Genomic DNA, 26,781 nt, shown 5'->3' with positions numbered 1-26,781 from the left:
CCCCGTCGGTACCCAGTACCCCGTCAGCCGCGCGGTAACCGAAATCGTTGGTTGGTGGCGGCAAAGGGCCAAGTTGTCCGAGCTAGACGTGACGGACGCGACATTGCGCCGCGTCGGTGGAAGTATCGCAAGAGTGGCAGACAAGAAACCGCAGACCATCTCTTACCCGGCGCCGGATCAACGGCGGCGCCGCCACGACACCGACCCGCTGGACCCCCATGTCATCGTCCTGTTCGGCGCGACGGGAGATCTGGCGAAACGCAAGTTGCTCCCCGGGCTGGCGTACCTGGACCAGTCCGAACTCGCGCCCGACATCCAGATCGTCGCGACGTCGCTGGAAGACCTGAGTGACGACGACTTCCGCGAGATCGCTAAGGACGCGATCGATTCGTTCGGCAGCCACAAGCTCACGTCCGAGCAGTGGGCCAACTTCGCCAAGATCATCACCTACGTTCCGCAGGGCGAGGGACCGGAGGCGCTGGCCGAGGCGGTTTCCGAAGCCGAAGCCAACCTGGGTCCCAACGTCAGGCGGTTGCATTACCTGTCGGTGCCGCCGAAGGCCGCGCGCGAAGTCATCACCATGCTGCGGGACGCCAAGCTCGTCGAGCGCTCGCGCGTGGTGATGGAGAAGCCGTTCGGAACCGACCTGGCCAGCGCGGTGGCGCTCAACGACTTCGTGCACGAAACCTTCGAGGAATCCCAGATTTTCCGCATCGACCACTTCCTGGGCAAGGAGGCCGCGCAGAACATCCTGGCGTTCCGCTTCGCCAACGGCCTGTTCGAGCCGATCTGGAACCGCAACTTCATCGACCACATTCAGATCGACATCCCCGAGGCGCTGGGCCTGGATGAGCGGGCGAACTTCTACGAGGAAACGGGCGCCTACAAGGACATGGTGGTGACCCACCTGTTCCAGGTGATGGCGTTCGTCGTCATGGAGCCACCGACGGCGCTCGAGCCCTTCGCGATCAGTGAAGAAAAGAACAAGGTGTTCCGGTCGATGCTGCCGGTGAAGCCCTCGAACGTGGTGCGCGGGCAGTACATCGGCTACCGCGACGAGAAGGGCGTGGCGAAGGATTCCGACACCGAGACGTTCATCGCTCTCAAGGTCGGCATCGACAACTGGCGGTGGGCGGGCGTGCCCATCTACCTTCGCACCGGCAAGAAGATGGCCGAGGGCATCCGCATCATCTCGATCGCCTTCAAAGAGGCCCCGCGGACGATGTTTCCGCCCGGCTCGGGGGTGGGCACCCAGGGGCCCGACCACCTCACCTTCGACCTCGCCGACAACTCGAAAGTCTCGTTGTCCTTCTACGGCAAGCGGCCCGGACCGGGCATGAAGCTGGACAAGCTGTCCATGCAGTTCTCCTCGCAGGAGATCGACACCGTGGTGGACGTGCTGGAGGCGTACGAGCGGCTCATCCTCGATGCGATGCGCGGCGATCACACCCTGTTCAACACCGCGGAGGGCATCGAATCGCTATGGGAGCGTTCGCAGGACCTGCTCGACGACCCGCCGCCGGCGAAGCTGTATCAGCCGGGCACCTGGGGACCCAACGCCATTCATCAGTTGATCGCCCCCAACGCGTGGCGGTTGCCGTTCGAGCGGGAGTGGCGCGAGGCCAAACCCAACGACGGCTGAGGGCGCGCTCAGCCGAGTTTGGCGCTGACGTAGGTGATGGCGTGCCGGAACTGCCGAAGAATCTCGTTGTCGGGGACGACGAAGCCGTAATCGGCGTATAGCTCCTCGGTGGGGTAGCGGGTGACGGCCCACCCGGTGGCGGCCAGGTGCTCTCCGGCGGGCTGGCGTTCCCCCTGCCACACCAGTTCGGCGACATCGATGTCGAGTCCGTGCTTGCGCCACGCCGTGCGCATCGCCCGCGCGCGCTCGTCGCTGAACACGCCCATGTCGGTGATGTTCTCGGTGGCCAGCCGGCTGCCCGGCGCGCTGAGCGCGGTAATGCTGTCCAGCAGCCGGTCCTGGGCCTGCGGCGGCAGGTAGGGCAACAGGCCTTCGGCGATCCACGCCGTGGGCGCTGCGGTATCAAAGCCCTTGTCCCGCAATGCGGTTGGCCAATCCTCACGCAGGTCTATGCCCACGGTCCGGCGTTCGGCGGTCGGTTCGGCACCCATCCGGGCCAGTGTGTCGCCCTTGAAGGCGATGACCTCGGGCTGATCCACCTCGTAAACCACCGTGCCCGCGGTCCAGTCCAACCGGTAGGCCCGGGCGTCAAGGCCGGCGGCCAAGATGACAGCCTGGCGGATCCCGGTGCTGGTCGCGGACGTGAGGAAGTCGTCGAAAAACTTGGTGCGCACGGCGATCTGCTCGCGGCGTTGCTGCACGGTCAGGGGCATGTCGTCGCTGTCGAGCGGGATCTGGCCGTCCAGCATGCGGACGAAGAAGGGGTGCCCGACCGCGCGAACCAACGGCTCGGCGAACCGGTCGTCGAGCAGCGGGTCCGGCCCGCGGGAGGCCAGCGCTCGGGACGCGGCGACCATGGTCGCGGTCGCCCCCACGCTGGACGCCAAATCCCAGCTGTCGCCCTCGGTGCGCGCAGAACCAAGTGATGACACTTTCTCGCTCCCTCCTGTTTCGCCGCCGATCGCCTGCGCGACCACACCGCCAAGACCGAAGGGTACTTTCTGCCTATGCCGCGCACCACGCGCCCGCTCTGCTAGACGACAGGAAGCGATTCACTTGGCACCGACCCTGCGCCCGCGACGCTCCGCCCTCTACCTGCCCGGCAACAAGCCGCGAGCGTTGGAGAAGGGAAAGTCGTTGCCCGCGGACGTGGTGATTCTCGACCTCGAGGATGCGGTCGGGCCCGACGCCAAAGCCGACGCCAGGGCCGCCGTCTGCGACGCGATCGCGGCGGATGGCTACCGGCCCCGCGAGGTCGTGGTGCGCATCAACGGCCTGGACACCGAGTGGCACGACGCGGACTTGGCGGCGGTGGCCGGTTCGGCCGCCCACGGAGTGTTGGTCCCGAAAGTCGAGTCGGGCGAGCAGGTTCGGGCCCTGGCCGCCGCGCTCGACGGGCTCGGTGCGCCGGAGTCGTTGCGGGTGTGGGTGATGATCGAAACGCCGAGGTCCTTCCTGAGGGCCGAGGAGATCGCCTCGGCCAGTGACCGGTTGGCCGCGTTGGTGGTCGGCACCAACGACCTGGTGAACGACCTGCACGGTTTACACGTGCCTGGCCGAGCGCCGGTGCTGGCCGCGTTGTCGTTGGCGGTGCTGGGGGCCAGGGCAGCCGGCAAGGTGATCCTGGACGGGGTCTTCAACGACATCACAGACAAAGACGGCTTCCAGGCGGAAGCGCGGCAGGGCCGCGAAATGGGTTTCGACGGCAAGACTTTGATCCATCCATCCCAGATCGGCCCGGCCAACGACCTGTTCGGTCCGTCGCAGCAAGACGTCGCCGACGCCCGCAAGGTGGTCGCGGCCTACGAAGAGGCCCGCGCCGCGGGGACCAGCGTCATCACGGTGGACGGTCGCATGATCGAAAGCCTGCACGTCCGCAACGCGGAACGGATCCTCGCCCTCGCGGATCTCATCGCGGAATTGGCGTCCGCCTCCTAGGCGATATCGCTCACTGCTTGTCGACTCTGCCGGCGAGCTGACCGGCGAGCTTGACGGCGGAGTCCGTCGGGTCCTTGCGGAGCGCGCTGACATCGATCGCAACGTTGTTGCGCACCGTCAGCGCCCGCTGGGCGGTAATCGTGAGCAGCACGTTGCCGTTGTCGCGCATCGTCATGGTCAGGGTGGTGCTCAACGTTCCGTTTGAGTTGGTGACCGGTCCCACCTGCCAACCCGTCTCGGGGGTGTCCTGCCCGGCCGGCGTGGTGAATTGCCGGTTGGCGCAGGCGGGCCAGCGCTGGGCCGACTGGGCGAAGAAGGCGCCGGCCTCCTTCGCGGTCGGGAACAACACCAGCACCTGTTCGACCTCGGGGTCCGGTTCGTTCGAATTGGGGGGCAGGGAAGCGACCTCGTCGTCACCGCTGACCGCGGTATAGCCGCTGCCGGCATACACGGGAGCCTGCCCCGGGCCGAACGCGTAGACGCAGTCGTCGGGGAATTTCCAGCCCGCGGGCCACGGCTGCTTGGCGGCGTCGTCCTTGAGCTTGTCGCTCTTTTCCTTGCTCTTCGATCCGGTCACGCCCAGCGCGGCGTCGAGGTCGGCCGAGCTGAGCAGCAAGCCCGACAGGGCGGCCTGCGCGACCGGGGGCGCCGTCGAGGTCGTCGACGAGCCGGAGCCGCTTTCTTTGCCGCCCCCGCATGCGGCGACTAGGACGGCGATGGAGGCGACGGCGACTGGTAATTGGCGCATGTTGCTCACCCTTCGTGATTGCATCCGCTGCCGGAAGCCGGACGGAAGCATAACCGCTGTGGCAGCAAATCGCGCGGTTCACCGCGAAGTTTTGCAGCAACCGTCGGGTGAGCCGCGCGGTTGGGGGAAGCCGGCGACTCGCCGAGTGGCCCACGACACCCGTGCGATGCCCGGCAATCGTGAAACATTCGCAGATCAAGGGTTTCCCAGGGCAACAAAAGCGGGCGGTACGCGACCGCGAACAGAGCCGCCGCACGCCGCTCGATGCGGATTCGGACTGTTCGCAGGGCGGCGCGAGGCAAGTTGCCGATAAGGTGCATGCAGCAAACACCACCTGAAGAAGCAGAGGAGCTTCCGATGAGGCTAGACCGAATCACGAGTGCAGGGATCGTCGCCATCGCGATCGTCACGGCGGGTTGCTCGAACGGCGCATCGTCCTCGGATTCATCGTCCAGCCCGTCGCCGACCTCGAGTTCGCAGTCCCCACCGCCGCCGTCGACGACGACGCCGTCGCCGTCCGCCGCGCAAGGCGGTCCGTTGGATCAGTCCACCTGCCTGGACATTTCGTTCGCCAAAGACAACTTGATGGTGGCCAATAACCCCGAGAAGGCACGCAAGTACGCCGACACGCTGGAGAAGTACGGCCCGCCCGACAACGTGAAGGCCGCGATCGAGCACTTCGTCACCACCGGCGGTGCGCGGCCCGACGATCCCGACCTGAACGCCAACAGGGACCAGATCACCGGTTGGATCAAACAGGTCTGCCCCAACGTGAATCCCTGAGCACGCGGGCATTTGGCCCGGGCGGGTGGATCAACGGTGGCCACGCGGTAGGTTGGTCCGGTCCCTGGTGATTCGAGAGGAGGGACCGTGCGCACAAGCGCGGCCATGTCCGAAGCCGACCGCACATGGATGGTCGACACGCTGCTCGCGCTGCTCCAAACGCCGAGTCCGGCGGGGCGGACGGACGCGGTGATGCAGCTCATCGGCGACATCTTTGATGGCTTCGGCGTGCCGTTCGAGCTGACTCGGCGCGGGGCGCTGACCGCCGAACTCCCCGGAGAGTCGGCGGCCATCGACCGCGCGATCGTGGTGCACGCCGACACGATCGGTTGCATGGTGCGCCGGCTCAAGGACAACGGCCGCCTCGAGGTGATTCCGGTCGGCACCTTCTCGGCGCGGTTCGCCGCCGGCGCCCGCGTGCGCATCTTCTCCGACGACCCCGACGAATTCATCACGGGCACCGTCCTGCCGCTTAAGGCGAGCGGGCACGCATTCGGCGACGAGATCGACCTGCAGCCCACCGACTGGGAACACGTCGAGGTCCGCGTCGACCGCAAGGTGTCCTCGCGGGAGGACCTGATCCGCCTCGGCCTACAGGTCGGCGACTTCGTCGCGTTCATCGCCAGCCCGGAACTCACCGCCGACGGCTACATCGTCTCCCGGCACCTTGATGGAAAGGCCGGCGTCGCAATCGCGCTCGCGCTCGCCAAGAACTTCGCCGAGCAGAAAATCGTGCTGCCGCACCGCACCATGGTCATGATCACCATCACCGAGGAGGTTGGCCACGGCGCCAGCCACGGATTGCCCGCCGACGTCGCGGAGTTGGTCTCGGTGGACAACGCGGTGTGCGCACCGGGCCAGCACTCCATCGAGGACGGCGTGACCATCCCGATGGCCGATCTGCACGGGCCGTTCGACTATCACCTGACCCGGAAGCTGTGCAAGCTCGCCGAGGAGCAGGGCGTCCCGTGCGCGCGAGATGTGTTCCGGTTCTACCGCTCCGACGCCGCCGCGGCGATCGAGGCGGGCGCGGGAACACGCGCAGCGCTTGTCGGGTTTGGGCTCGACGGCAGCCACGGCTGGGAGCGCACCCACCTGGATTCGCTGCAGGCGGCGTACTGCCTGCTGCACGCCTGGCTGCAGACTCCGCTGACGTTCGCCAAATGGGATGCCAAGCCGTCGGGCAAGCTGCGGGACTTCCCGTCGTCCAAGCAGCCCGCGCCCAGCGAGCGGTGGGTGCCTTTGGCCCGTGGGGAACACGATTCGCCCGGCGAGGCCTCGCCGGGTTCGGTCTGGCCGCCGTCGGAGGGTCCGCAGTCCTGAGCGGCTAACGCCTACCGGCCGCCGCGGGGCATCCGGTCTGCGCGCCAGCACCGGGACTTCATCGGGACGTCGATCGCTTCCGCACCGGAAAAGCGCTCGGTCAACGCGGCGCGGGCATTGGCCAGTCGGGCGGCGCGCTCGTCCGGGGACGCGATGATCACCCTGCTGTACGTGCCGACCATCGCGACGACATCGTCGATGGTCATGGCCCGCACAAACGTGAACGTCTCGCGGGAAACGTTGTGGAATATCTGCGGGTCGGGAAGCACGACGTTCTCGTGGCGCCGGCGGAAGCGGTCGGGGGATTCCGCATCGGGCGTGTCTTCGCCCGGAAGCAGGTCCAGTTCGCGGACCCAATCCACCTCACGGTCTCGACTGGTCCAAATCAGGCCGAACCGCCCGTTGTCGCGCAGCACCCGGCCGATCTCGGGGACGGCGCGCTCAGGATCCATCCAGTGCCAGGCGGAGGAGACGAACACCGCGTCGACGGCCGCGTCCTCGAGCGGGATCGACTCACCCGTGCCCTCGACGGCCCGCACCTCGGGCGACCGCCCGGTGAACACCGCACGCATGCGCGCGTCGGGTTCCACGGCGATCACCTCGGTCGCCCTGCCGAGCAGCGCCCGGGTGAACAGCCCGGTGCCCGCACCCAGGTCGACTGCCACCTCGCACCGGGTCGGCAGCAGCCAATCCACCGCGTCTTGTGGAGGCCTCGGGCGGAAACCGTCGTAGTCCTCCGCAATCGAGCCGAAGGACAGCGCGCGTTCGTGGCGATCGGTCATATCCGCCAAGGTAATCCGGTTCGCTGGGCAAGACGTGAGAAAGGGTTGTGCCTCACCACAGCGCGCTGTGATTGACCAGCGCATCGGCCATCAGCCCGATTCCGAAGACCAGGAAAAGCAGCCGCACGGATATCGGGCCGTAGCGGGTGAGGGCGCGGACCAGCCGACGCTGAATGCGCTTGGCTCGCATGGTCTTCCTCATCGAGAGGGCAAGGATCAATAGCGGCGGGGAAAGCGCGATCGCCCAATAGACGACGATGACCAATGGCCACAGCGGCGGCCGCGGATGCAGGGCGGCGAGCATGGCCAAGCCGGTGAGATAGGGAATCGCCGTGGGCGCCTGGCCACTACCGACCGCCAGCCCGAGGAAACCGAGCAGCCAGGGACGCTCGCGCATCGCCGCCAATGCCCAACCGGGAGCCGCTGATTGGGCGGTCAACGGAAAGTAGGCCAGGCAGGTCAGCACCAGGCCGAGCACCAGCTCGCCCCAGAAACGGATGGCCGGTGTCACGTGAAACCCGACGACATGGGTCAAGAAGCTGAGACCCAGCACGGTGCAAAGCCCGAAGGTGGTCGTCACGGCGAACACGCCCGCGACGTAGCTCAGCGCGCCCGGAATCGGTGATCGCCGGCTCAACCGGCTGTCGAAGATGACCGCGGATACCACGCCCACATTGAGCACGTTCAACGAATCGAGCAACGCCAGGCCGGCAAGCGCCACCAAAAGAGCACCCACGCGCCCCGACCCCGCCTACCGCGTGAACTCGCCGAGAGTGGACGTGGATGCGGCGACCATGCTGCAGACAATACGAGGCGGAACGTGGCGTGTCTGTTCGAGGCGTCGACGTGTCCCGCGGAGCGCATCACCGCGGCGGCTCGTATCGGTTTCGATCCGGTCACAGGGCATGGGGCACCGCGGGTTTCGTTGTCGCCCGTTTGACAATGCGGACATGAGGCAGACGCGGGAGCCCGGCGATGGCGCGTGAGATGTCCCGCCAGACGTTCCTGCGGGGCGCCGCCGGAGCCTTGGCCGCCGGCACCGTGTTCGACTCGGCGCGGGCCACCGCCGCCCCCAACCCCACCGGCTGGGAGGGGCTGTCCACCGCGATCGGCGGGCAGGTGCTGCTGCCCGACAACGGCGGTTACGGTTCGGCCAAGCAGGTGTTCAACACCAACTTCAACGGCTCGACGCCCGCCGCGATCGTCACCCCGACGTCGCCCGCGGACGTGCAGAAGGCCATGGCGTTCGCCGCCGCCCACAACCTGAAGGTGGCGCCGCGCAGCGGCGGGCACTCCTACATCGGCGCCTCGACCGCGAACGGCGTCATGGTGCTCGACCTCCGCCAGCTGCCGGGGGGCATCAATTACGACGCCGCCACCGGAAACATCACCGTGGCGCCCGCGACCAGCTTGTATGCGATGCATCAGACGCTGGCCGGCGCGGGCCGGGGCATCCCGACGGGCACCTGCCCGTCGGTCGGCGCGTCAGGGCACGCGCTGGGCGGGGGATTGGGGGCCAACTCCCGCCACGCGGGCCTGCTCTGTGACCAACTGGTGTCGGCTTCGGTCGTGCTGCCCGGCGGGCAGGCGGTGACCGCCTCCAACGCCAGCAACCCGGACCTGTTCTGGGCGTTGCGCGGTGGCGGCGGCGGAAACTTCGGCGTGACCACCTCGCTGACCTTCGCCACGTTCCCGACCACCGATCTCGACGTGGTGAACCTCAATTTCCCGCCGGAGGCGTTGGCGCAGGTGTTGGTTGGCTGGCAGAACTGGTTGCGCACCGCCGACCGGAACAGCTGGGCGTTGGCGGACGCCACCGTGGAGCCGATGGGAACGCACTGCCGCATCATGGCCACCTGCCCGGTCGGGTCGGGCGCCAGCGTAGGGGCCAACATCACCAAAGCCGTTGGCGTGCAACCGACGGGGACCGAGAACCACACGTTCAACTACCTGGACCTGGTGCGGTATCTGGCCGTGGGGAACCTCAACCCGGCACCGCTCGGATACGTCGGCGGGTCCGACGTGCTGCCCGTCGTCGACGCGGCCACCGCGCAGGGGATCGCCCAGGCCGTCAACGCCTTTCCCCGTGGAGCGGGCCGCATGCTGGCGATCATGCATGCGCTCGACGGCGCCCTCGCCGATGTGGCGCCGGGGGCGACCGCCTTCCCGTGGCGCCGGCAGTATGCGTTGGTGCAGTGGTACGTGGAGACCGGTGACGCGGGGGCGGCGACGAACTGGCTCAACACCGCGCACCAGGCCGTGCAAGGGCACTCGGTGGGGGGATACGTGAACTACATCGAGGCGAACCAACCCGCCTCGAGGTATTTCAGCTCGAACCTGTCGCGGCTGGCCGCCGTGCGGCAGAAGTACGATCCCAGCCGAATCATGTTCTCCGGGCTGAATCTGTAGTGAATGGCGCCTGCGTCTGACGTCGGGACATAATCCCGACCATGACGAACCCGATAAAGGTGACGCTCAATCGCAGCAGCGTCGCGATGGGCGACGACGTCGAGTCCCATCGAGAGTTTTGGGTCTTCCCCGATTCGGCCACCGTCGACGACCTGCTGGTTGAAATTACCCACTACGTTCCCGGAATCGCCGGAGCGGCCGGCTGGGTTGCGGACGTCAACACCGAAGACGTAGCCCGCCGACGCGACCTCGGCGCGATCTACACGCGCGACGACCTGAACCAAGAACCGCACATCTGCAGGCTAATGCCCGGTAAGACAACATTGGGCGAGCTGGCCCGCTGGGCGAAGGTACCGGACCTTGAGGTGTATGTCCGCTACCTGACCTGGGACATGGCACGCCCACTGACGCGCAGCGAAGTGATCGCCGGGCCCACTTACACCGGCGCCCACCCGACCAAGCTGCAATCCGAAGCCGCCGCAGAGGCCAACACGGACTGGACCCTGGTGCACGAGCTGAATCGACGGGCGGGCGCGATCGCGACAGCCCGGCGGGACTGGATTCGCACCAATGTCCTCGCGCGGACCGCGCCACCGCCCGGGACCGAGATCTTCATCGCCCGGAACTTCCACTACTTGGCCGATCGGCACTGCCCCGCCAGCCTGGATGTGGCCGCCCAGCTGTTGATGACCGATGAGGCGCGATACGAAAACTTAGAATCTTCAGGTGATTTCGACGCCCGACCGGCCATGGTGACCCTGGCCATGGTGCTCGCCGCGTTTGAGTGGAACGCCGTCCACGGCAACTGGCGAGCTGGGGACCGCCCCTACCTCAAGCCGTACTTCGAGTACCTCGAAGGCTGCGGCTACCGGCTCGCACCCATCGAACAAGTCATGGCCGGCCGCATCACCGCCGAGCAATTGACATTTTCGGCAACCGACACCGCCAAGCTGGACCGCATCCGCCAATTGCGGGATCTGCAATACCAGCTGCGCATGAACCGCTACTACAACAAAACGCTGACTGATGACCAATATCGCGCGGCCATCGGTTCAGTCCACGCGGAACTGACCGAACTCGGCGAGCTGCCGGGGCCCATCTAGGCCGCCGCCGCGCGAGTGACCAAGAGTCAAGGCGACGTCGGGATGTGGCCTTCGAGTTCGTCGAGTAACGCGCGATTGAAGCCGAAGGCCAATTTGACCTCGTCGACTATCCGCTCGATGTCGTCCGCGCCGGTGGGCAGCGCATCGATCCGCGCCCGGTAGGCGTCCTTGTACGGCTTGGGCCGCACGGGAAATTCGTAGAACGCGAGCCCGGCGCCGCGCAGGTCAAACGTGCGATCTAGCGCCTTGCGGATGATCCGCCCGCCGGACAGGTCGCCGAGATAGCGCGTGTAGTGGTGGGCCAGCAGCGCGCCACCCCACGTCAGGGCGGCGATCCGGTCCCGGTATGCCGTGGCCGCTGGCGAGTCGACCTCCCGCGGGGCGCCGGGTCGCCAGTGCTCCAGGTCGGCGTCGATCGCGGCCGAACGCTGCAAAGTCGGGTCGTACACGGCGGCGACCATGGGATCCTCGCGGCGGGCCCGGATGGCGTCCTCGAGCGCGGCGTAGACCACACGCAGGCGCAGCAAGTATTCGGAGTAGCCGCGAGCGGTGACGCGGCCGGCGAGTAGTTCGGCGACGAACGCGCTCTGTTCGGCGGCGGTGTGCTCCGCCGCCGACCCCGCCTTCATCGCGGCCGACAAGCGGCGGCGGGTTGCGGCTGCGGTTGGGGGCATGTCCTGGTCAGATTACATGGGCCCGCGCTAAGCGATTCGTATATCGGCGCCTATTCCAACGGCGGCCATCTACAGTTCGACGAATAGCGAACCGCAATGACCTTCGAAGGACGACCAGATGGCGAAAAGCGTTGCAACCAAGAACGACAACGAAAAGATCGTCGTCGATTTTATCCATTCCGCTTACGGCGAGAGCATGGATATCGACGCGATGACGGCGCTCATGGCCGACGACTTCGTTTGGCAGCTCCACGTGCCGCTTTCACCCGTCGTTCGCGGGCGCGACGCGGCGCGCGCGGAACTCGAGAAGCACAACACGCTTTCGACGGGGATGGTCGAGGGCAGCGAGATCCGCACCATCGTTTCCGACGGTGACACCGTCGTCGTCGAGCGCGTCGACGTGAACGCCATGAACGGCGTCGCCGTGACGTTCTACGTCACGGCGTTCTTCGGAGTGCGCGACGGCGCGATCAGTTACTGGCGCGAGTATTGGGACGCGTCCCACGTCGCACAGCAACTCGGGATCGACCCCGCGCTGATGTTTGCGCCGCTGAACGGTTGAGCGACAAGCGATTTGGCGCCTTCCGGCTAGCTCGACGCGCTGAGGATCTTGATCGCGAACACGAGCGAGTCACCCGGCCGGATCCCAGCGCTCGGCTGACCGTTGGGGTAGCCGTCCGCGGAAGTCATCGCGACGCCGACGGTCGATCCGACGTTTTGTCCCGCGATGGCCTTCTGGAAGCCCGGCACGACTCCGGTGAGCGGGAAGTCGACGGGGGCGCCGCGTTCGTAGCTGTTGTCGAACACCGACCCGTCACGCCCATTGACACCCATGTAGCAGACCGAGACCCGGGCCGCGGCGGGAACCACCGGCCCGTTCCCGGCGTGCAGCGTATGCACCTGCGTCTGGGTCACGCCGAACGGCGCGGTGACGTCGACGCGCGGAGCCGTCGTATCCGTGGACCCGGTGACCGCGACGCTGCCGGTGGTGCCGGCCAACGTCCAGTCGGGCGTGCCACCGGCCGGGGCCTGCGCGGTCGGGCACGAGCCGGCTGCGGTTGCGTTGCTCGACGCGGCGATAGCCAGGACGGTCGCCGCAACGCAGGCGGCGACGGAGGAATACACCAGGGAGGACTTCACGGCCGTCACGCTACAGCCAAACCGCACCCCCGCCATCGGCTGGCCCTTGGCCGCCGCGGGGAGCGCAATCCGATTACCGCGAGCCGACGCCGAGGACTTTGGCTATTCTTCGACGTGGTTGAGTCCGCAAGAAATTGGGGGGCATCGCAGAAAGGGAGTGAATCGCATGCCTTCACCTCGTTGGCTGGCGGCACTTACCGCACCCATGATCGCCGGCGCCGGCTTGGTCAGTAGCGCGGCCATTGCCGCCGCCACGCCCCAAGACGACGCATACCTCGCTCAACTGCGCGCCGTCGGCCTCAGCTGGCCGCCGCAGACGCAAGAGGCGCTCATCGGGGAGGCGCACCTCATCTGCTACGACCTGACCTGGGGTTGGACGCCACAACAGATCGCCGACGACGTTCACGCGCACCTGAACGCGCGGGGCGTCACGTTGTTGGACGTCGGAACCATGGTCGACGCCGCGCACTCGATCTACTGCCCCGGCAACGTGTGCGACGCCCCTTCGCTGTGCACGTGACATCCCGGCACTCGCCCGATGGCGCTGTGTCGGCGCGCCGCTGCATCGAATGCACCGCAGGTGCAACGCAATTAGACCCATTGCGGGGCCCAGTCGCTCCCTGAGGCGGTGCAGCATTCGGCGCGACCAGAAAACTCATGGCGACCGAGAAACGGCTGAGTAAATTCTCTCAACTACCTTGCTGCGTGCCTTATCCTGCTTGCGGGCCGCACCCGACAGATTAAGGGAAATTGTTGTCACTGACACGAAGCCGACAAGTGGTGGTCGTGTTGGCAACCGTCGGTCTCGTCGCGTTCGCGGTGGCGTTGTTGGGCTGGAAGGCTGCCCCGGGCCGCGCGGTACTCGCGCCGGCGGGCTCTCTGCTTGCCGGCGTGTTCGCCACCACGTGTTCGGTCTATGCCGCCCGCGGGTCGCGGGGGCGGCAACGCCTCGCGTGGACCGTCCTGTCCACCGGTTTGGTCGGCTGGACTGCGGGCCAAGCGGTGTGGTGTTACGTCGCGCTGGCAGGCGAACTTCCGGTATCGGACCTCTCGGCGGCGAACTTGGGGTTCCTCATTTTGCCGCTCTGCGCGTTGGCCACCGCGGCCGCGATTCCCAGTAGGGACGACGCCCGGTTCGGGATCGGCCTGCTCGTTGACGGCCTCCTCATCACCGCGTCCCTGTTGGTCGTACTCATTCTTCTGCCGCTGGATCCCGCGGCGCAGGCATCGCAGACGACGCTGACCGTTCCGCGGGTGTTGTTGGCCACCGCCGCGGGCGTGTACGTCGGACTCGTTGCGTTGACATTCATCGTTGTCAAAAAGGCCGAGGCGGGCCGCAAGCTCTCCCCGACGCTGATGATGTTGGGCTGGGGCCTCATTGCGCTGGCCGGCCTGGTGCACGTCGCCAGGGATTCCGTCGACCGGGGGCCCAATGACCTCGTCGTCCTCGGGTGGGCCGGTGGCATGTACTTCGTCGCGCTGTCCGGAATCACTTCTCGGCCGGGGCCCGAACCCGATCTGGGATTTTCGCGGCCCTCGTCCAGGGCGTCGCTGTGGCTGCCCTATCTTCCGGTGATGCTGGCGATTGTCGTTGGCACCGTGCACTTTTGGCCAGCTTACCGGGGTGAGGCGTTCGTCTTCTCGGTTTGTGTGGTGCTGTTCGTCACCACCCTGGTCCGCCACATACTGCTGCTGGAGCGAAAGCAACGGCTACTTGCCGCGGTATCCGATGCCAGCCTGCGCGACCCGCTGACCGGGTTGGCGAATCACCGGCTTTTCGACGATCGGTTGGCGCACGCCCTGCGCCTACACGTTCAGCACAGCGTGCCGGTCAACGTACTCACGGTGAGCGTCGACGATTTCAAGCTCGTCAACGACACGCTCGGTTATGACGTGGGCGACGAACTGCTCCGCGGCGTCGGCGAGCGGATCCAGCACAACGTCGATGACAGCCACACCATTGCGCGGATGAGCGGTGACGAATTCGCCATCTTGGTCGAAGACCGTCCGGACGTGGCGATACAGGTCGCCAACGGGGTGGCGCGATCGTTCGAGGAGCCCGTCGACATCGACCATCATCGCCTGGACGTACGCCTGAGCATCGGCATGGCCTCGGCCGAATCAGATCTCCCGCCGCTGACACCCGGCGATCTACTCAAGCAGGCGGATGCGGCGCGCTCCTGGGCCCGCCTGGGGAGCGCGACCAATGTGCAGACGTTCACACCCGAGATGGGCGCTCAGCTTGGCAACACGCCCACATCCGACCGGGCCATCGCCCGATTGCAACTGCTGGGCGAACTGCGACGCGCCATCGAGAACGGCACGCTGACCCTGTTGTACCAGCCGAAATTCAGCACGTTGACCGGCTCCGTGAGCGGAGTAGAGGCGCTGGTGCGCTGGCAGCATCCGCGGTTTGGCGTGCTGGGCCCCGATGAGTTCTTACCCCTGGTGCGCGCGCACGGGTTGATGCATGCGCTCACCGATCTGGTGCTTTCCCGGGCCGTGGCGGACGCCGCCGCGTGGCACGAGGCCGGCGCGGCGATCGCCGTCGCGATCAATCTCGCGGCGCCCTCCCTCGACGAGGACGCGCTGCCGGACCGCATCATGTCCGTGCTCGGCCAGTTCGCCATGTCTCCCAGCTCGCTCACCATCGAGATCACCGAGGATTTGGTGGTGGCCGACCTGGTGCAGGCCCGCGCAGTGCTGAACCGGTTACGTGACAACGGCATTCGGGTAGCGATTGACGACTTCGGCAGCGGCTACGCCACTTTGACGTATCTGCGCGAGTTGCCGGCTGATGAAGTCAAGCTCGGCCATGATTTCATCGCGCCGATCCTGCACGACGACCGCGCCGCCACCATTGCACGCTCGGTGATCGAGTTGGCATCCGCGTTCGGCATCGCCAGCGTGGCCGAAGGCGTCGAAGACCTCGCAACGGCCCAACGGCTCAGGGACTACGGTTGCGACGCCGTGCAAGGGAACTTCTTCTGTCCGCCATTACCCGCAGCCGAGATCCCGCGAGTCCCCGCGAACTCGGCGCTCGCGGCGGGAGATGGGTTGCGGTGACTGGGTTTTGACCGATCAGCTTGCGACCGATCGCTCGAGCGCAGCCAGCGACGCGTCGAGGTAGTCCTCACCGAAGATGGGCATCTGGCCAACGCGGTCGCGGAAGTCCTGCGACGTGCCGCTCCAGTCGTAAGTCAGGGTGACGTCCGTGCGGTCGCCATTCGGGGCGAGGTCGTAACGCCAGAACCAGCCGCCGGGGGTGTGGTTGCCCGCGTCGTCCAGGATGCCCGGCATCCAACCGATGGCACGGTCCTTCTCGAAGACGTTGACCAGATTGTGCGTGACGTAGTCGCCGCCGGCCGCAGGGAGATACATGTTCATCGCGAACGTCTGTCCCGCCCCGGTGATCGGCGCGCCGTCAACCGCTTCGCGGACCCAGTCGGTGGGTTCGGTGTTCTGGTGACGCGACGGGTTGGCGAGGACGGCGAAGATCTCGGCCGGCGTCGCGGCGATGGTGCGGGTGACGGCGTAACGCTCGGCGGTGACGCTCATGTGTTGTCCTCGGGTCCGTAGGCGGCTGCGATGGCGGGGGAGTCGAGCCACCCTGAGTATGTGGGGCGCGACGGCCAGCCTTCAGGCGAATCGAGCCATTCCTCCTGGCGGCCCCACGGCAGGATGTCGATGAGCCCGAACGAGTGGCTGAGTTGCTCGGTGCCCCGCCCGTTCGTATGCCACGTGCGGTACACGGTGTCGCCGTCGCGCAGGAACACGTTGACCCCGAAGCCGCCGCCGGGCGGTGCGTCCATGTCGGCGCCGAATGGGCTTTGCGATGACGAGTACCAGTCCATGCGGTTGCCGACCTTGTGCTTGTAGGCGAGGGCTTCCTCGATCGGCCCGTTGGTGACGATGACGAAGCGGGCGTCGTAGTTGTCCAGGAACTCCAAGCGGGTGAATTGCGACGTGAAACCCGTGCAGCCGGGGCACTGCCACTCCGCGCCGTCGGACCACATGTGGTGGTAGACGATGAGCTGCGAACGTCCGTCGAACACGTCGACGAGGCGGATGGGCCCGTCGGCGCCGATGAGGACGTAGTCCGGCAACTTCACCATCGGCAGGCGTCGGCGCTGGGCGGCGATGGCATCGAGTTCACGGGTGGCGGCCTTCTCGCGCTTGCGCAGCTCGTCGAGCGCGGCGCGCCAGGTTTGGAGATCGACGATCGGCGGCTGGGCCGTCTGTTCGGGGGACATGGCATCCACCTTTCCTCTCGATTTGTCCGTCTGGAAGGTCTGACTCGCGAAGTGCCCGGAATTCATCGCAGACATGACGACGAATACGGTTGCGGCCTTGACCTGCATGTCCGGAATCGGTTTCGATTGATGGATAGCGCGACGGGAGGTCCACAATGAGGACGTTCATTCGGCATCTTGTAGTCGTCGTCATGGTGGCGTTCGCCTCGATGGCGGCCGTGACGATCGCGATTCCGGCCGTAAGCAAGGCGGATTGCGCGGAGGGGGAGTGGTGGGATCCGACGGGCAAGGTCTGCCGGCCTCTCGGCGTGGGGCCGCAACCGTTGGCATGCGACCCGGGCCAGTGGTGGGACCCGACCGCCAACGTATGCCGGCCTCTCGGCGTGGGGCCGCAACCGCTGGCATGCGACAACGGCTGGTGGTGGGATCCGGGCGCCAACGTGTGCCGTCCACCGGCCGGCCAGTAGCGGCCCACTTCTAATCGCCAAGCGGCCCGGTCGAATTGGTCACCGGCGTGGGCGCCGGCGGCTGAAATGTTGCCCGCGTGGGGGTGCCCACGGCACACGGGCTCATGCGGTCCAAGTTTGGCCGCACGATACACGCGGAATTGATTCCGATTCCGGAAACTCGGAACTGATGACCGCTGCCCAAATTGTCTTTTCGGCGACCGCGCTAATAAGGCCCGCCCGCGGGCTTACGATGTCGCCGTGGCGGATGTCACGGTGGCGATATTTACCTTTACCAGGAACGAAGCGACCGCGGTAACGGAGTTGCTCGCACGCCTCTACGTCGACCTGCCGGCGTTCGGAGCAACGGTGTGGACGCCGGTGAAACACGGGGACGAATCGTTGGAGGGCCGCCTGTCCGACGGGCGAACCGCCAGGCTGGAGCACCATCCGCTGAGCGCCCAGGGCAATGTCGTCGCGGCGGCCGCGCTCAGCAGATCGACCCGCGAAAACCGGGCCGACTACTACGTCTTCTACGGCTGCTGTGGAACGGTCGACTCCAAGCTCGTTGGTCAGGTCTTTCGAGCCGAACGGGTGTCATACCTGTCATTGGGCGTGGTAGTCGCCTCGCCCGACGGCGAGGTCGTCAAGCTGAAGAACAAGTGGATCGTCCGGACGCACCCCGACGAGCAGGCACCGCTCGCCGCCATTGAGCTGCGGGCCGGGTCCGCGGGCGCCCCAGGTTCCGTGTCGGGGTTCGACCTTCCCGATGCCCACATTCTCGCCACCGACAAGGTGATCAAGGTCTCGCCGGGGATCGCACCGGTGCCGATGGAGACACTGTCCAGCGGTCCGGTCTACGCGCGGGAGGACTGGACATACGCCCTGGCGCTTGCCCTTTACTCCGGAATGACTACCCAGCCTGTACTCATCGACATGGAATCCTTCGGTATCGCGTCGGCAATGCGGGCGTTGGGTTTATGTGAGCGCGTCGTCGTGCTGCGCGTTGCCACAGATTCGTTGAGCGACAAAGCCAATCAAAGCGAGCAGGACCAACTCGACTTCCTCAGGGACGGCTTGGCCGAACTAGCCGCCGCCATCGCGACCATCCTGGGAATGGAGACGGCACCGGAGCGGAAACCGCGGTCGCTCGAGGACGAGGTGCGCAGGTTGCGCTGCGGCATCGTGGCGGCCGGGCCTTTGGCGCAGGACGCACGGGAATCGGAAATGGTTCGTGTCGTGTCGGCGGCGGCCCTGGCCTGGGACGGTCAGTTGGACCGGGTCGATCGCTTCTCTCGTCCGCTACTGCCATCGGGCGGCCGGACCGGGGAGCGCGCCAATCCCGCGATGACCGCACGGCTTTTCTTGGAACAGGTGGCTTCCGACTACCGCCGCGTGGCGTCACTCGAACTTGACCTGCGCGAGGTGGAAGCGCAGCGGAACTCCGACACGGGCGTGGCCGCCCTGGCGCGGGCCGGCGTCGTGAGCCGCCCAGTGGCGCCGCTGGCCGTCGGGCAATATCTCGCGTCTCAGGAACGCGCCGCGGATGGGGACCTGGCGAGCGTTTTGAAGCCATGGATGGTGTCCGCCGACAGCGAGGATCGCGAATCGCAATACGCCGCAACGTTCGGCGAGGTTCTCGGCCCCCTGCTTCAAGTCGCGTCGGACAACTCGGGTGTCCGCCCGTCGGCTCCTGGAGGTTGGTCTGGCCGGGTGGGGCAGACATGGTCCGAGGATTTCCTCATAGCCGGCGCCGAGATTCTCAAAGACCCTGGTCTGCTCGGCATGCCGCACTCCGAAGGGGAAGTGACCGCCCCGTCTCGCGCAGGTTCAAGCGATGCTCGGGACGCGATCAACAAAGTTGTCGCGCTCGCGGAGGCGCTCCGCCCGGTGGAAGACGTCAGGGTCAGTACCGCTGGGAACAAACCCAAGATCGACCTCGTCCTGTCGGGGGAGAACCTCGGCCCGGACGAGCTCGACTTGTTCATGAGCAGCCTGCGGGACATCCCGGCCGAGGTAATGATCCTGCCGAAGCAATGACCAAGTCGCCGTTGCTGATTCGCAACTAGACGCGCGGTCAGACCTGGGGCGCTACCCGGCTGCGACCCCTACGGGTGGTCCAACACTGGCCGAGGGAAGGCAGCCCGAAGCTGTTACGGCGGTAAGGGCGAGGATCGCCGCGACGACGATCTTTGCGGTTAGACGTGACATGACCGCTCCGTTCTTCCGGCCCCCCAACAGGAATATAGGGGAAGCGGGGCCACTATTTCAATGGTTATTGAAATATTCTCGATTCGCGGGCATAGTCACACGCGGAGCGTTCGAGTGCTCGCGTGGACGAGTACCTTTGGCGAGTTGGCGTGTACGCACTCTGCGGCGATATCAACGAGAAGGGGTAGTGACGTGACGTCTAAGGTCCCGCCGGTCAAGATCGCGCGAGCCGTCGAGCAAGCCCGCCACTACCTATCGCGGCTGCGCCAGCGCTCCGCGCCGCCTCCGGCGGTGATGATGGAATTCATCCTGAATGCGTGGGTCGCCCAGGCGATCGCGTCCGCAGCGGATCTCGGCGTGGCGGACGCCCTGGCCGATGGACCCCTATCCGGCGAGCAGTTGGCAAGCCGGGTCGGCGCCAACGCCGATGCGCTGGGGCGGCTCTTGCGGGCGCTGATCGGCGTCGGCATTTTCCGCCAGCTCAGCGACGGGCGTTATGCGCTTACCCCGCTTGCGGAAACGCTGCGCACCGATGCGCCGGTTTCGATGGCCGGGATGGCCCGCTGGGTCGGTTCACCTCAGCATCGGGAGCATTGGAGCCACCTGACCGACGCGATCCGGACCGGCAAAGCGGTGGTCCCCGAGCTTCGCGGCAAACCGGCTTTCGAGTACCTGGCCGGGGAAGCCGAACTCGGTGGAATCTTCAACTCCGCCATGACCAATGTGTCCGAGTTCGCGAACGTGCCCCTCACCGCGGCCTACGATTTCAACGCGTTCGACACGATCGTCGATGTCGGGGGCGGCCACGGTCGGCTGTTGGCGGCGATCCTCGAGACGGCCCCGAAGTCGCGCGGCGTGCTGTTCGATCTTCCGGAGGTCGTGGCGGGCGCGCCGGAGCTGTTGCGGAAATACGGTGTCGACGACCGCGTCCGCATTGAAGAGGGCTCGTTCTTCGATTTCGCGCCGAAGGGCGGCGACGCGTATGTGCTCAAGAACGTGATCCACGACTGGCCCGAGGACGACGCGGTTCGCATCCTGAAGAACGTCCGCAGCGCGGCCCGCGACGGCGCGCGACTGTTGCTCTGCGAGTTCGTCATTCCCCAGCACGACCGGGACTTCCACGGCAAGTGGGTGGACATCGAGATGTTGGTCGTCGCCGGCGCGCGCGAACGTACCGCGGACGAATATCGCCGACTGGTCGGCAAGGCCGGTTTCCGGTTGAACCGCGTCGTCGAGACCGTGTCGCCGCTCAGCATCCTCGAGGCGACGGCGGTGTAGCGGCAGCCGCTTCGAGATCGGCGTCGTCACCGCACATTTCGGCGCCGTCTTGGGGTTTGCGATGCCGCGTTCAGCCCCAGCTCCTCGGCGGGTGCGGTCAGGAACCGATGCACCGTCGGCCCGACGAGGCCGACCACCTCGTCGACGCCGAGCGACGACAGGGGCGGCACCCGCATGATGTATCGCAACATCGCGGTGCCGACGAGGCTGGTCGCGGCCAGCATCGCGCGCAGTCGCGCTTCGTCGCCACCGCCCAACGCGCCGGACACCGCGGTGAACAGGTAATCGTGCAGGAAACCGCGAAACGCATCGTTGGCATCGCGGTTGGACGTTGCCGACTGCACCATCGAGGCCATGCTCGCGGACGTTTCGGGCTGCTCCCAGAGACCAAGGTAGGCCCGTACGACGCGGCAGCCCAAATCGGCGTCCGTCTCGGCGATCTCGGCCGTCAGCAGGTCCGACGGCAGCACCAACTTCATCGACTCGCGAAACAACGCCGCCTTGGAGCCGAAGAGGTAGAGGACCATCGATGGATCGACTCGCGCATCGTCGGCAATCGCCCGCAGCGTCGTCTTGTCATAGCCATGCTTGGCGAACTGCCGCTTTGCCGCGCGCAGAACCGCGTCGCGCGACACCGGTCGACCCTGACGTCTACCGCGCCGCTTCGTTGTCCCAGGTGACGACACCTGCGAACGATAGCATTTCAACCCCTATAGAAAAGGCTGTCCCGCTCTGCGTTTCTCCAGCAACCCCGCGACACGCACCGCGGCTGGCGCTGTTGCAGCACCGCGGCAGGCACTATTCTATCGCCATTGAAAAGTTATTCAATGAATGTTGAAATAGTGATCGCCGTTCGCGAAAGGGGCTGCCGACATGGACTTTGCGTCGCTACCCCCGGAGGTCAACTCCGGATTGATGTATGCCGGCCCGGGTTCCGGGCCGATGCTCGCGGCGGCGGCGGGCTGGGAGTCGCTGGCGGTTCAGCTGGAGTCCACCGCCAGCGGCTACGCAACGGAGCTAGCGGGGCTGACCGGGCAGGCGTGGTCGGGGCCCTCTTCGCTACTGATGTCGGCCGCGGCCACCCCGTATGTGGGGTGGTTGGCTGCCGCCGCCGCGCAGGCGGCGCAGACCAGTGGCCAGGCATACGCGGCGGCGGCGGCTTACGAGGCCGCGTTCGCGATGACGGTGCCCCCGCCGGTGATCGCGGCCAACCGGGCGCAGCTGTTGGCGCTGATCGCAACCAATTTCTTCGGACAAAACGCCCCGGCGATCGCCGCGACCGAGGCTCAGTACATGCAGATGTGGATTCAAGATGCGACGGCGATGTATGAATATGCCGCCGCGTGTCAGACCGCCAGCACATTGGCCCCGTTCGACGAGCCGCCGCGGACCACCAACCCGGTAGGCCAGGGTGCTCAGGCCCAGACGGTGGCGCAGGCCGCCGGTCAGAACGCGACCAGCGCCACGCAGCAGTTGGCCTCCACCAATGCCACGATGCACGCCCTGGGCTCCACCACCGTCGACGCCGCCGGGCCGGTCGCTCCGGGCCAGACGGTGACCGCCGCACCGGGTAGCACCATCACCATCGGTACCGGCACGGGGATGTACGTCAACAGCGGCTCGATCACGATTGCGGGTCCCGGGACCAACCTCATCAGTTTCGGAACCGTCATCGTCAACTCCGGCAGCACAATTCACACCCTCATCGACTGTTCGGAGGGCGGTGTTTTGATCCCCGGGGGAGTTGACGTCACTGCCGGCTCGACCCCCCTTGTGCTCACACCAGGATCGTTCCAGGAGGTCCTGGTCACCCTCGTCAACGGCACCGCCACACTCCCCGTCGTCGGCGGCGAACAGGTCGCCATCCAGACCTTCGGCAATACCGCCACCGCCATCGTCGGCCCCGCCGGCGCATCCATCACCAACGTCTTCGGCAGCATCACTGTCGCGGCGGCTACGCCCAGCTCATCCGGCGCATTGGGGGCTTCGGCGCTAGGCGGGCTGACACCCGGCCTGGCGGGCACCGCGGGAATTCAGCCTCAGCTCGATGTGGATGGGCTGTTGAAATGGGCTCAAATCCCCTCGGCGGCAGGCGATTAGTGGCGGGCCGGGCACATGGCGAGCGCTGAGTACCGGGCGGTGTGGCCGTTCCATCCCTCGTGCGCCGTCGGTGCGCCGTCCGCAGGGGTGGGCGAGGCTGTCCCGCTCGGCCCATTGTCGGTGCCCCCGGCCTGGACGACGAGCGTCTCGGCGGTCACATCGGCGGCGCCTTTGATCGTCGAGGCCGCCGTTCCGGAGAAGTTGCCGGGACGTACCTTTCAGCGGGCGCTGATGACGGCGATGACCGGACGGGATGCTTCGCCTTCATGCATCCCGACACTCGGCCGAGAACAGGACGGGGGGCGCTAGGGAAGCGGGATTGTTGCTACGCAACCACCGCGGATCGTCAGCCACCATCCGTCTTGGGCTCAGGTGCGATTATCTGGCCGCTTCGGATCAGGGCGTCGGTCGCCTTTTGCCACCTGTCCAGCTGCGCCGGACTGGTGAAGGGATCGGGGAGGTGCCGGTCCAGATGCGAACGAACGATAAAGATGCCCAACACCAACACCATCGGGTTGAGCGCTACCCAATCGGGATCGAGGCCGGGCCGCACCAATCCTTGTTCTGCGAGCTGATCCCAATGTCCCCGACCGATGTCGACCAGGCCGTCAAAGATCCGCACGCCCATCGGCGTGCAGTCGACCACAGCGCGACACATGTAGTCGATGACGGGCGCGTGGTTGGAGACTAGGTCGGTCACCCGGTGTGCGACCGCCGAGACCGGGTCCGTCGGGGCCCCCGGCAAAGGGCCCGCCAACGACTGGCCCAGCACCGCCATCACGTACTCGTCCACCGCCGTGATGAGGTTGCCCTTCGTCTTGAAGTGATGTTGAACCAATCCAATTGACACGCCGGCAGATTCGGCGATCATCCGTAGCGAGGTCGCTTCCGTGCCGTGCACGGCGAAAGTCTTGAGCGCAACGTCGCGAATGCGGTCCACGCTGGACTGCTCGCCCCGCGCGGGCGGACCGGCAGGCACCACTTCGCGAAACATTGCTCCAACCATAGACACAGGGCCGAAGCCGTGCCACAATATGATCGCATTGTTGCACAATAAATACATATTGTATACCTTATCTGATGCGTTTCATCGGGGCCGATCCGCCCCTGCGGGGAGGGCGGTCCACCAATGGACTTCGTCCTAGAGTGCTAGGCACTTCTCACGACGACATCATCACAAACTAAAACCAAAAAACAGGGATCGGAGACCACCTCTATGGCGACCATCAATGCACCCGAAATGAGCGGCGATATAGCGCCCGATGGACGGGATGCACGCCCCCCGAATCGTGGTGTCAGTAGAGCGGTGGTGGCGTTGCGATACCTCTTGTTTCTGACCATCGCGCCCGGGTTGAAGGTGGTCAACTTGATGGTTCCGCGGAGATTCTCACTGGTCGAGACGACGCCGTTCATCGATCCCACCCAGTTCGAATGGCACCAGCATGTCACTTCCGAGCTGAGCAAGGTGCAGGCCGAACTCGAGGCCCTGCTATCGGTTCCGGAGACGATTCCGAACCATCAAGAAATCGTCGAGACGATAGCGGCAATATCGAACGACGACAAATGGCTCAGCTACTTCTTCTACATTTACGGCCGGCGTTTTGATAAGCAATGCGAAGAATGTCCGTACACCGCACGCTTGCTGCACGACATACCGGGCATGAAAACCGCCTTCTTCTCCATTCTGTCCCCCGGGAAGAAGATTCCTCCGCACCGCGGTCCCTACCAGGGCGTCATGCGCTATCACCTGCCGCTCGTGGTACCTCGGGATGGCGAATGTGCAATCCGCGTCGGCGACGAGACCGCCTCTTTTCAGGAGGGCGTGGCGTTGATGTTCGATGACACCTACGAACACGAGGTGTGGAACAACACCGAGGAAACGCGTGTTGTGCTGTTCCTCGACATCGTGAGACCGATGCAGTTTCCCTTCAATATCTTCAACTCGGTGATGATCACGCTGATGGGTTGGTCGCCGGTCGTGCGTCGAATGAAGAAGAATCAAGCCGCATTCGATCGCGCGCTTGCAGAGACTGCTTGACATCCGCGGGGAATCGCGCCGGCCGCGCCTTGGCGGTTGAGGGACTTACTGCAGCGAACCCACCGGGATGACCGGGCTGACGAGCCGGAAGACGAACCCGCCGCGTTCCATGAACCGGCGTTCGAACGTGCCCGTGATCTGCCTGCCGTCCAACTGGCCCGTCAGCACCAGATGGTCCTTGTCGGGTTGGGTCGCGTGCAGCACGACCTCGGCCGAATCCGATTCGCGCTTGCGCAATTTGAGCCGATCCCCGTCGACCTCGAGCTGCCAGATGGTGGTGTAGCCCGCCGGCGCCTGGCTGACAAACTTGACCACGCCGAATTGCGGCACCTTGTTGCGGTCGGCGATCGCGACATTCGTCCAGGGTTGCGGGTTCGTCTGGTTGAGCGTCGCCTCGCGCCCGTCGACGGTGAAGGACGTTGCGCGCCAAACGCCGTCGAGCGTCGAGGTGGGGGTGTTGTATACGCTGAACAACATGGCGTCCCACATTGCGCTGAACACCAGCAACGCCCCAGCGATGCCGAACTTCGCAACCACGCCGGTTAGTCGCAGCCAGCGCTTATCCGCACCAAGTGGCAACCAGTGCTGAACGGGGCGAGTCTCCCCGCGATTGAACGCCACGCGAGCCAAATTCGGCCAGTACGGCGACGCGATACCGATTGCTATCAAGAACAATTCGCCAACGGCCAGCTTGACCGGCACATCGTAGGTCACGTTGAGCAATAGCACCTGCGCCATGGCCATCGCCGATCCGAGCGCACCGAGCAGCTGCGTACGGTTCCACAGCAGCAGCAGTCCCGACACCAGCTCAACCAACCCGCTAACCACCGAGTACGCCGGGGAGGCGCCCATGAAGCCCCACAACGTCGCGAACAGGCTGGTGTCGCCCGTCAGCTGCAACTGGTGATGGGGAAGCGTCATGAACCCCATCTGGACGGGAATCACCTTGCCCAGGCCGTAGATGATCATCACCGCGGCCAGCCCGAACCGCGCGAACACGATCAACGACGCGGCCAGGCGTCGGTAGTCGGAACGCCCCCGATCCATGACTGTCCACGCCGCGGTGACCAGCACGGCCAGCACCAGCCAACCAAGATGTAAACACCACAACCACAACACGTCCGAGCCGGCCGACTTGGCGATCTCGACACCACGACCTCGGGTCAGGTAGCTGCCGACCTGCGCGATTAGCCAGACCATCGGTTCGAGCGGGTGCCGGCCGACGCTGTCTTTCACGACGCTTCCGCCGACAACGCCGAAAAGCATCCCTAGACCAATGGTGAAAAGCAGCCGGAAACCTATTTTCTGGAGCGGCGTCCACGGCGGAGCGCCTTCAAGGGAATCAGATGTTCCGGCGGCCGGAACCGGCGATTGCGCCGTGGTAGTCACGGCAGCAATCATAGGGCGATCGCCTCCGAATCCGTTGATATATGAGCGATTCGGGCGATGTCGTCATGGGGGCCATGCGGAAGCGCGCGTCGGTCAGCCGCAGCTTTCGTCACGCGTGGGGGCAGAAGATGCCCAGTATCTGTTGGCAGTTGTCCTTATTGATGAGCCCCGGCGGCGGCGGGGGCGGGGGAGGCGGCGGGTTGTCGCCGTCCCAAATGTTCTGGGCGACGTTGCCCTGCCCGAAGTACACGTAGTAGTACGTGTGGCAGATGTTGTTGTCCCAAATGACCGGATTGGTGACGTGGTTGCCGGTCGGGGGCAGTGGCTCTCCGGGGCACCAGCGGTGCGGGCCACCATCGGCGTTGGCGGTTCCGGCGGCGAGCCCGAGACCCGCGACACCCAAACCGCCGGCAACCAAGGCGGTGGTCGCCAACCGCACGATTCGTCGCATCATGATCGTCCAATTCTGTCGGGTGGTGCCCCACTGCGGGCCGCTTTCGACTTGAAGTGGACAACGCGCTTGC

Annotated in this window: 27 protein-coding genes; 15 read left to right on the top strand and 12 right to left on the bottom strand. The window is 65.9% G+C overall.

All coding sequences use genetic code 11. The annotated features are described in order from the left end of the window. The first annotated feature begins 133 nt into the window (after window positions 1–133). Window positions 134–1,642, top strand: coding sequence for a glucose-6-phosphate dehydrogenase (gene zwf, locus WU80_RS02315; protein WP_055399224.1), 1,509 nt, complete (start codon window positions 134–136; stop codon window positions 1,640–1,642). 8 nt (window positions 1,643–1,650) lie between these two features. On the opposite strand, the gene WU80_RS02310 is transcribed toward zwf, so the two are convergent. After that, window positions 1,651–2,574 (bottom strand): class I SAM-dependent methyltransferase, encoded by a 924-nt coding sequence (locus WU80_RS02310; protein ID WP_055399342.1) that lies wholly within the window; start codon window positions 2,572–2,574, stop codon window positions 1,651–1,653. Window positions 2,575–2,698: 124 nt separating this feature from the next. On the opposite strand from WU80_RS02310, the gene WU80_RS02305 reads away from it, so the two are divergent. After that, window positions 2,699–3,580 (top strand): CoA ester lyase, encoded by an 882-nt coding sequence (locus WU80_RS02305; RefSeq protein WP_055399226.1) that lies wholly within the window; start codon window positions 2,699–2,701, stop codon window positions 3,578–3,580. Between the two features lie 10 nt (window positions 3,581–3,590). Here WU80_RS02305 and WU80_RS02300 read toward each other — a convergent pair whose 3' ends face one another. After that, entirely contained in the window at window positions 3,591–4,328 is a 738-nt protein-coding gene (locus WU80_RS02300; protein WP_197281023.1) for a sensor domain-containing protein, read from the bottom strand. A 357-nt stretch (window positions 4,329–4,685) separates the two neighbouring features. Between WU80_RS02300 and WU80_RS25755 the strand changes: the two genes are divergently transcribed. Together WU80_RS25755 and WU80_RS02290 are read left to right on the top strand one after the other, a co-directional pair. Beyond that, the gene (locus WU80_RS25755; protein WP_156349397.1) at window positions 4,686–5,111 is read left to right on the top strand and encodes a hypothetical protein; all 426 of its coding nucleotides are present in this window, start codon (window positions 4,686–4,688) and stop codon (window positions 5,109–5,111) included. Window positions 5,112–5,198: 87 nt separating this feature from the next. Then, entirely contained in the window at window positions 5,199–6,434 is a 1,236-nt protein-coding gene (locus WU80_RS02290; protein WP_156349398.1) for an osmoprotectant NAGGN system M42 family peptidase, read from the top strand. Between the two features lie 11 nt (window positions 6,435–6,445). On the opposite strand, the gene WU80_RS02285 is transcribed toward WU80_RS02290, so the two are convergent. Both WU80_RS02285 and WU80_RS02280 read right to left on the bottom strand, forming a co-directional pair. Beyond that, complete coding sequence (locus tag WU80_RS02285) at window positions 6,446–7,216, bottom strand: class I SAM-dependent methyltransferase (RefSeq protein WP_055399234.1); 771 nt, start codon at window positions 7,214–7,216, stop codon at window positions 6,446–6,448. Window positions 7,217–7,268: 52 nt separating this feature from the next. Beyond that, window positions 7,269–7,952 (bottom strand): GAP family protein, encoded by a 684-nt coding sequence (locus WU80_RS02280; RefSeq protein ID WP_055399236.1) that lies wholly within the window; start codon window positions 7,950–7,952, stop codon window positions 7,269–7,271. 239 nt (window positions 7,953–8,191) lie between these two features. Between WU80_RS02280 and WU80_RS02275 the strand changes: the two genes are divergently transcribed. After that, the gene (locus WU80_RS02275) at window positions 8,192–9,625 is read left to right on the top strand and encodes an FAD-binding oxidoreductase (RefSeq protein WP_055399238.1); all 1,434 of its coding nucleotides are present in this window, start codon (window positions 8,192–8,194) and stop codon (window positions 9,623–9,625) included. Between the two features lie 59 nt (window positions 9,626–9,684). Continuing rightward, complete coding sequence (locus tag WU80_RS02270) at window positions 9,685–10,728, top strand: hypothetical protein (protein ID WP_231633719.1); 1,044 nt, start codon at window positions 9,685–9,687, stop codon at window positions 10,726–10,728. Window positions 10,729–10,754: 26 nt separating this feature from the next. Here WU80_RS02270 and WU80_RS02265 read toward each other — a convergent pair whose 3' ends face one another. Beyond that, the gene (locus WU80_RS02265) at window positions 10,755–11,402 is read right to left on the bottom strand and encodes a heme oxygenase (biliverdin-producing) (RefSeq protein ID WP_055399242.1); all 648 of its coding nucleotides are present in this window, start codon (window positions 11,400–11,402) and stop codon (window positions 10,755–10,757) included. A gap of 118 nt (window positions 11,403–11,520) precedes the next feature. On the opposite strand from WU80_RS02265, the gene WU80_RS02260 reads away from it, so the two are divergent. After that, window positions 11,521–11,964, top strand: coding sequence for a nuclear transport factor 2 family protein (locus tag WU80_RS02260; protein WP_055399243.1), 444 nt, complete (start codon window positions 11,521–11,523; stop codon window positions 11,962–11,964). Between the two features lie 26 nt (window positions 11,965–11,990). Here the strand turns inward: WU80_RS02260 and WU80_RS02255 are convergent, their stop codons facing one another. Beyond that, complete coding sequence (locus WU80_RS02255) at window positions 11,991–12,578, bottom strand: FKBP-type peptidyl-prolyl cis-trans isomerase (protein ID WP_055399245.1); 588 nt, start codon at window positions 12,576–12,578, stop codon at window positions 11,991–11,993. 172 nt (window positions 12,579–12,750) lie between these two features. Between WU80_RS02255 and WU80_RS02250 the strand changes: the two genes are divergently transcribed. Together WU80_RS02250 and WU80_RS02245 are read left to right on the top strand one after the other, a co-directional pair. Then, window positions 12,751–13,062 carry a DUF732 domain-containing protein gene (locus tag WU80_RS02250; RefSeq protein ID WP_055399344.1) on the top strand — a complete coding sequence of 104 codons (312 nt, stop codon included), beginning with the start codon at window positions 12,751–12,753 and terminating at the stop codon, window positions 13,060–13,062. Between the two features lie 269 nt (window positions 13,063–13,331). Further along, window positions 13,332–15,608: a bifunctional diguanylate cyclase/phosphodiesterase gene (locus tag WU80_RS02245; protein ID WP_156349399.1), complete on the top strand. Its 2,277-nt coding sequence runs from the start codon at window positions 13,332–13,334 to the stop codon at window positions 15,606–15,608. Between the two features lie 15 nt (window positions 15,609–15,623). Here WU80_RS02245 and WU80_RS02240 read toward each other — a convergent pair whose 3' ends face one another. Together WU80_RS02240 and WU80_RS02235 are read right to left on the bottom strand one after the other, a co-directional pair. Continuing rightward, on the bottom strand, window positions 15,624–16,100 hold the full coding sequence (locus WU80_RS02240; RefSeq protein WP_055399249.1) for an SRPBCC family protein: 477 nt from the start codon (window positions 16,098–16,100) through the stop codon (window positions 15,624–15,626). Beyond that, a complete protein-coding gene (locus tag WU80_RS02235) occupies window positions 16,097–16,795 on the bottom strand; it encodes a DUF899 family protein (RefSeq protein ID WP_055399346.1) in 699 nt (232 codons plus the stop codon). The genes WU80_RS02240 and WU80_RS02235 overlap by 4 nt, the downstream gene beginning before the upstream one ends. A gap of 155 nt (window positions 16,796–16,950) precedes the next feature. Between WU80_RS02235 and WU80_RS02230 the strand changes: the two genes are divergently transcribed. The 3 genes from WU80_RS02230 to WU80_RS02220 all read left to right on the top strand — a co-directional run bounded on the left by WU80_RS02230 (window position 16,951) and on the right by WU80_RS02220 (window position 20,730). Next, on the top strand, window positions 16,951–17,262 hold the full coding sequence (locus WU80_RS02230; protein ID WP_055399251.1) for a hypothetical protein: 312 nt from the start codon (window positions 16,951–16,953) through the stop codon (window positions 17,260–17,262). A 240-nt stretch (window positions 17,263–17,502) separates the two neighbouring features. Beyond that, window positions 17,503–19,281: a hypothetical protein gene (locus tag WU80_RS02225; protein ID WP_055399253.1), complete on the top strand. Its 1,779-nt coding sequence runs from the start codon at window positions 17,503–17,505 to the stop codon at window positions 19,279–19,281. A gap of 363 nt (window positions 19,282–19,644) precedes the next feature. After that, window positions 19,645–20,730: a methyltransferase gene (locus WU80_RS02220; RefSeq protein WP_055399255.1), complete on the top strand. Its 1,086-nt coding sequence runs from the start codon at window positions 19,645–19,647 to the stop codon at window positions 20,728–20,730. Between the two features lie 26 nt (window positions 20,731–20,756). Here WU80_RS02220 and WU80_RS02215 read toward each other — a convergent pair whose 3' ends face one another. After that, window positions 20,757–21,416 carry a TetR family transcriptional regulator gene (locus WU80_RS02215; protein WP_055399257.1) on the bottom strand — a complete coding sequence of 220 codons (660 nt, stop codon included), beginning with the start codon at window positions 21,414–21,416 and terminating at the stop codon, window positions 20,757–20,759. A 187-nt stretch (window positions 21,417–21,603) separates the two neighbouring features. On the opposite strand from WU80_RS02215, the gene WU80_RS26575 reads away from it, so the two are divergent. Both WU80_RS26575 and WU80_RS26600 read left to right on the top strand, forming a co-directional pair. Continuing rightward, window positions 21,604–22,830, top strand: a complete 1,227-nt coding sequence (locus WU80_RS26575) for a PPE family protein (protein WP_055399259.1) — start codon at window positions 21,604–21,606, stop codon at window positions 22,828–22,830. 15 nt (window positions 22,831–22,845) lie between these two features. Then, entirely contained in the window at window positions 22,846–23,139 is a 294-nt protein-coding gene (locus tag WU80_RS26600; protein ID WP_082459693.1) for a hypothetical protein, read from the top strand. A gap of 37 nt (window positions 23,140–23,176) precedes the next feature. Here the strand turns inward: WU80_RS26600 and WU80_RS02205 are convergent, their stop codons facing one another. Beyond that, window positions 23,177–23,824, bottom strand: a complete 648-nt coding sequence (locus WU80_RS02205; protein ID WP_055399261.1) for a TetR/AcrR family transcriptional regulator — start codon at window positions 23,822–23,824, stop codon at window positions 23,177–23,179. Between the two features lie 222 nt (window positions 23,825–24,046). Between WU80_RS02205 and WU80_RS02200 the strand changes: the two genes are divergently transcribed. Continuing rightward, on the top strand, window positions 24,047–24,868 hold the full coding sequence (locus tag WU80_RS02200) for an aspartyl/asparaginyl beta-hydroxylase domain-containing protein (protein ID WP_082459694.1): 822 nt from the start codon (window positions 24,047–24,049) through the stop codon (window positions 24,866–24,868). A 45-nt stretch (window positions 24,869–24,913) separates the two neighbouring features. On the opposite strand, the gene WU80_RS02195 is transcribed toward WU80_RS02200, so the two are convergent. Then, entirely contained in the window at window positions 24,914–26,269 is a 1,356-nt protein-coding gene (locus WU80_RS02195) for a hypothetical protein (RefSeq protein ID WP_055399265.1), read from the bottom strand. 97 nt (window positions 26,270–26,366) lie between these two features. After that, window positions 26,367–26,711 (bottom strand): hypothetical protein, encoded by a 345-nt coding sequence (locus WU80_RS02190; RefSeq protein WP_055399267.1) that lies wholly within the window; start codon window positions 26,709–26,711, stop codon window positions 26,367–26,369. Window positions 26,712–26,781 lie beyond the last annotated feature (70 nt).

This window comes from Mycobacterium sp. UM_11, assembly GCF_001414075.1.
Taxonomy (GTDB): domain Bacteria; phylum Actinomycetota; class Actinomycetes; order Mycobacteriales; family Mycobacteriaceae; genus Mycobacterium.
The sequence above is the reverse complement of the archived record's forward strand: the minus strand, read 5'-3'. Positions and strand labels throughout refer to the sequence as shown.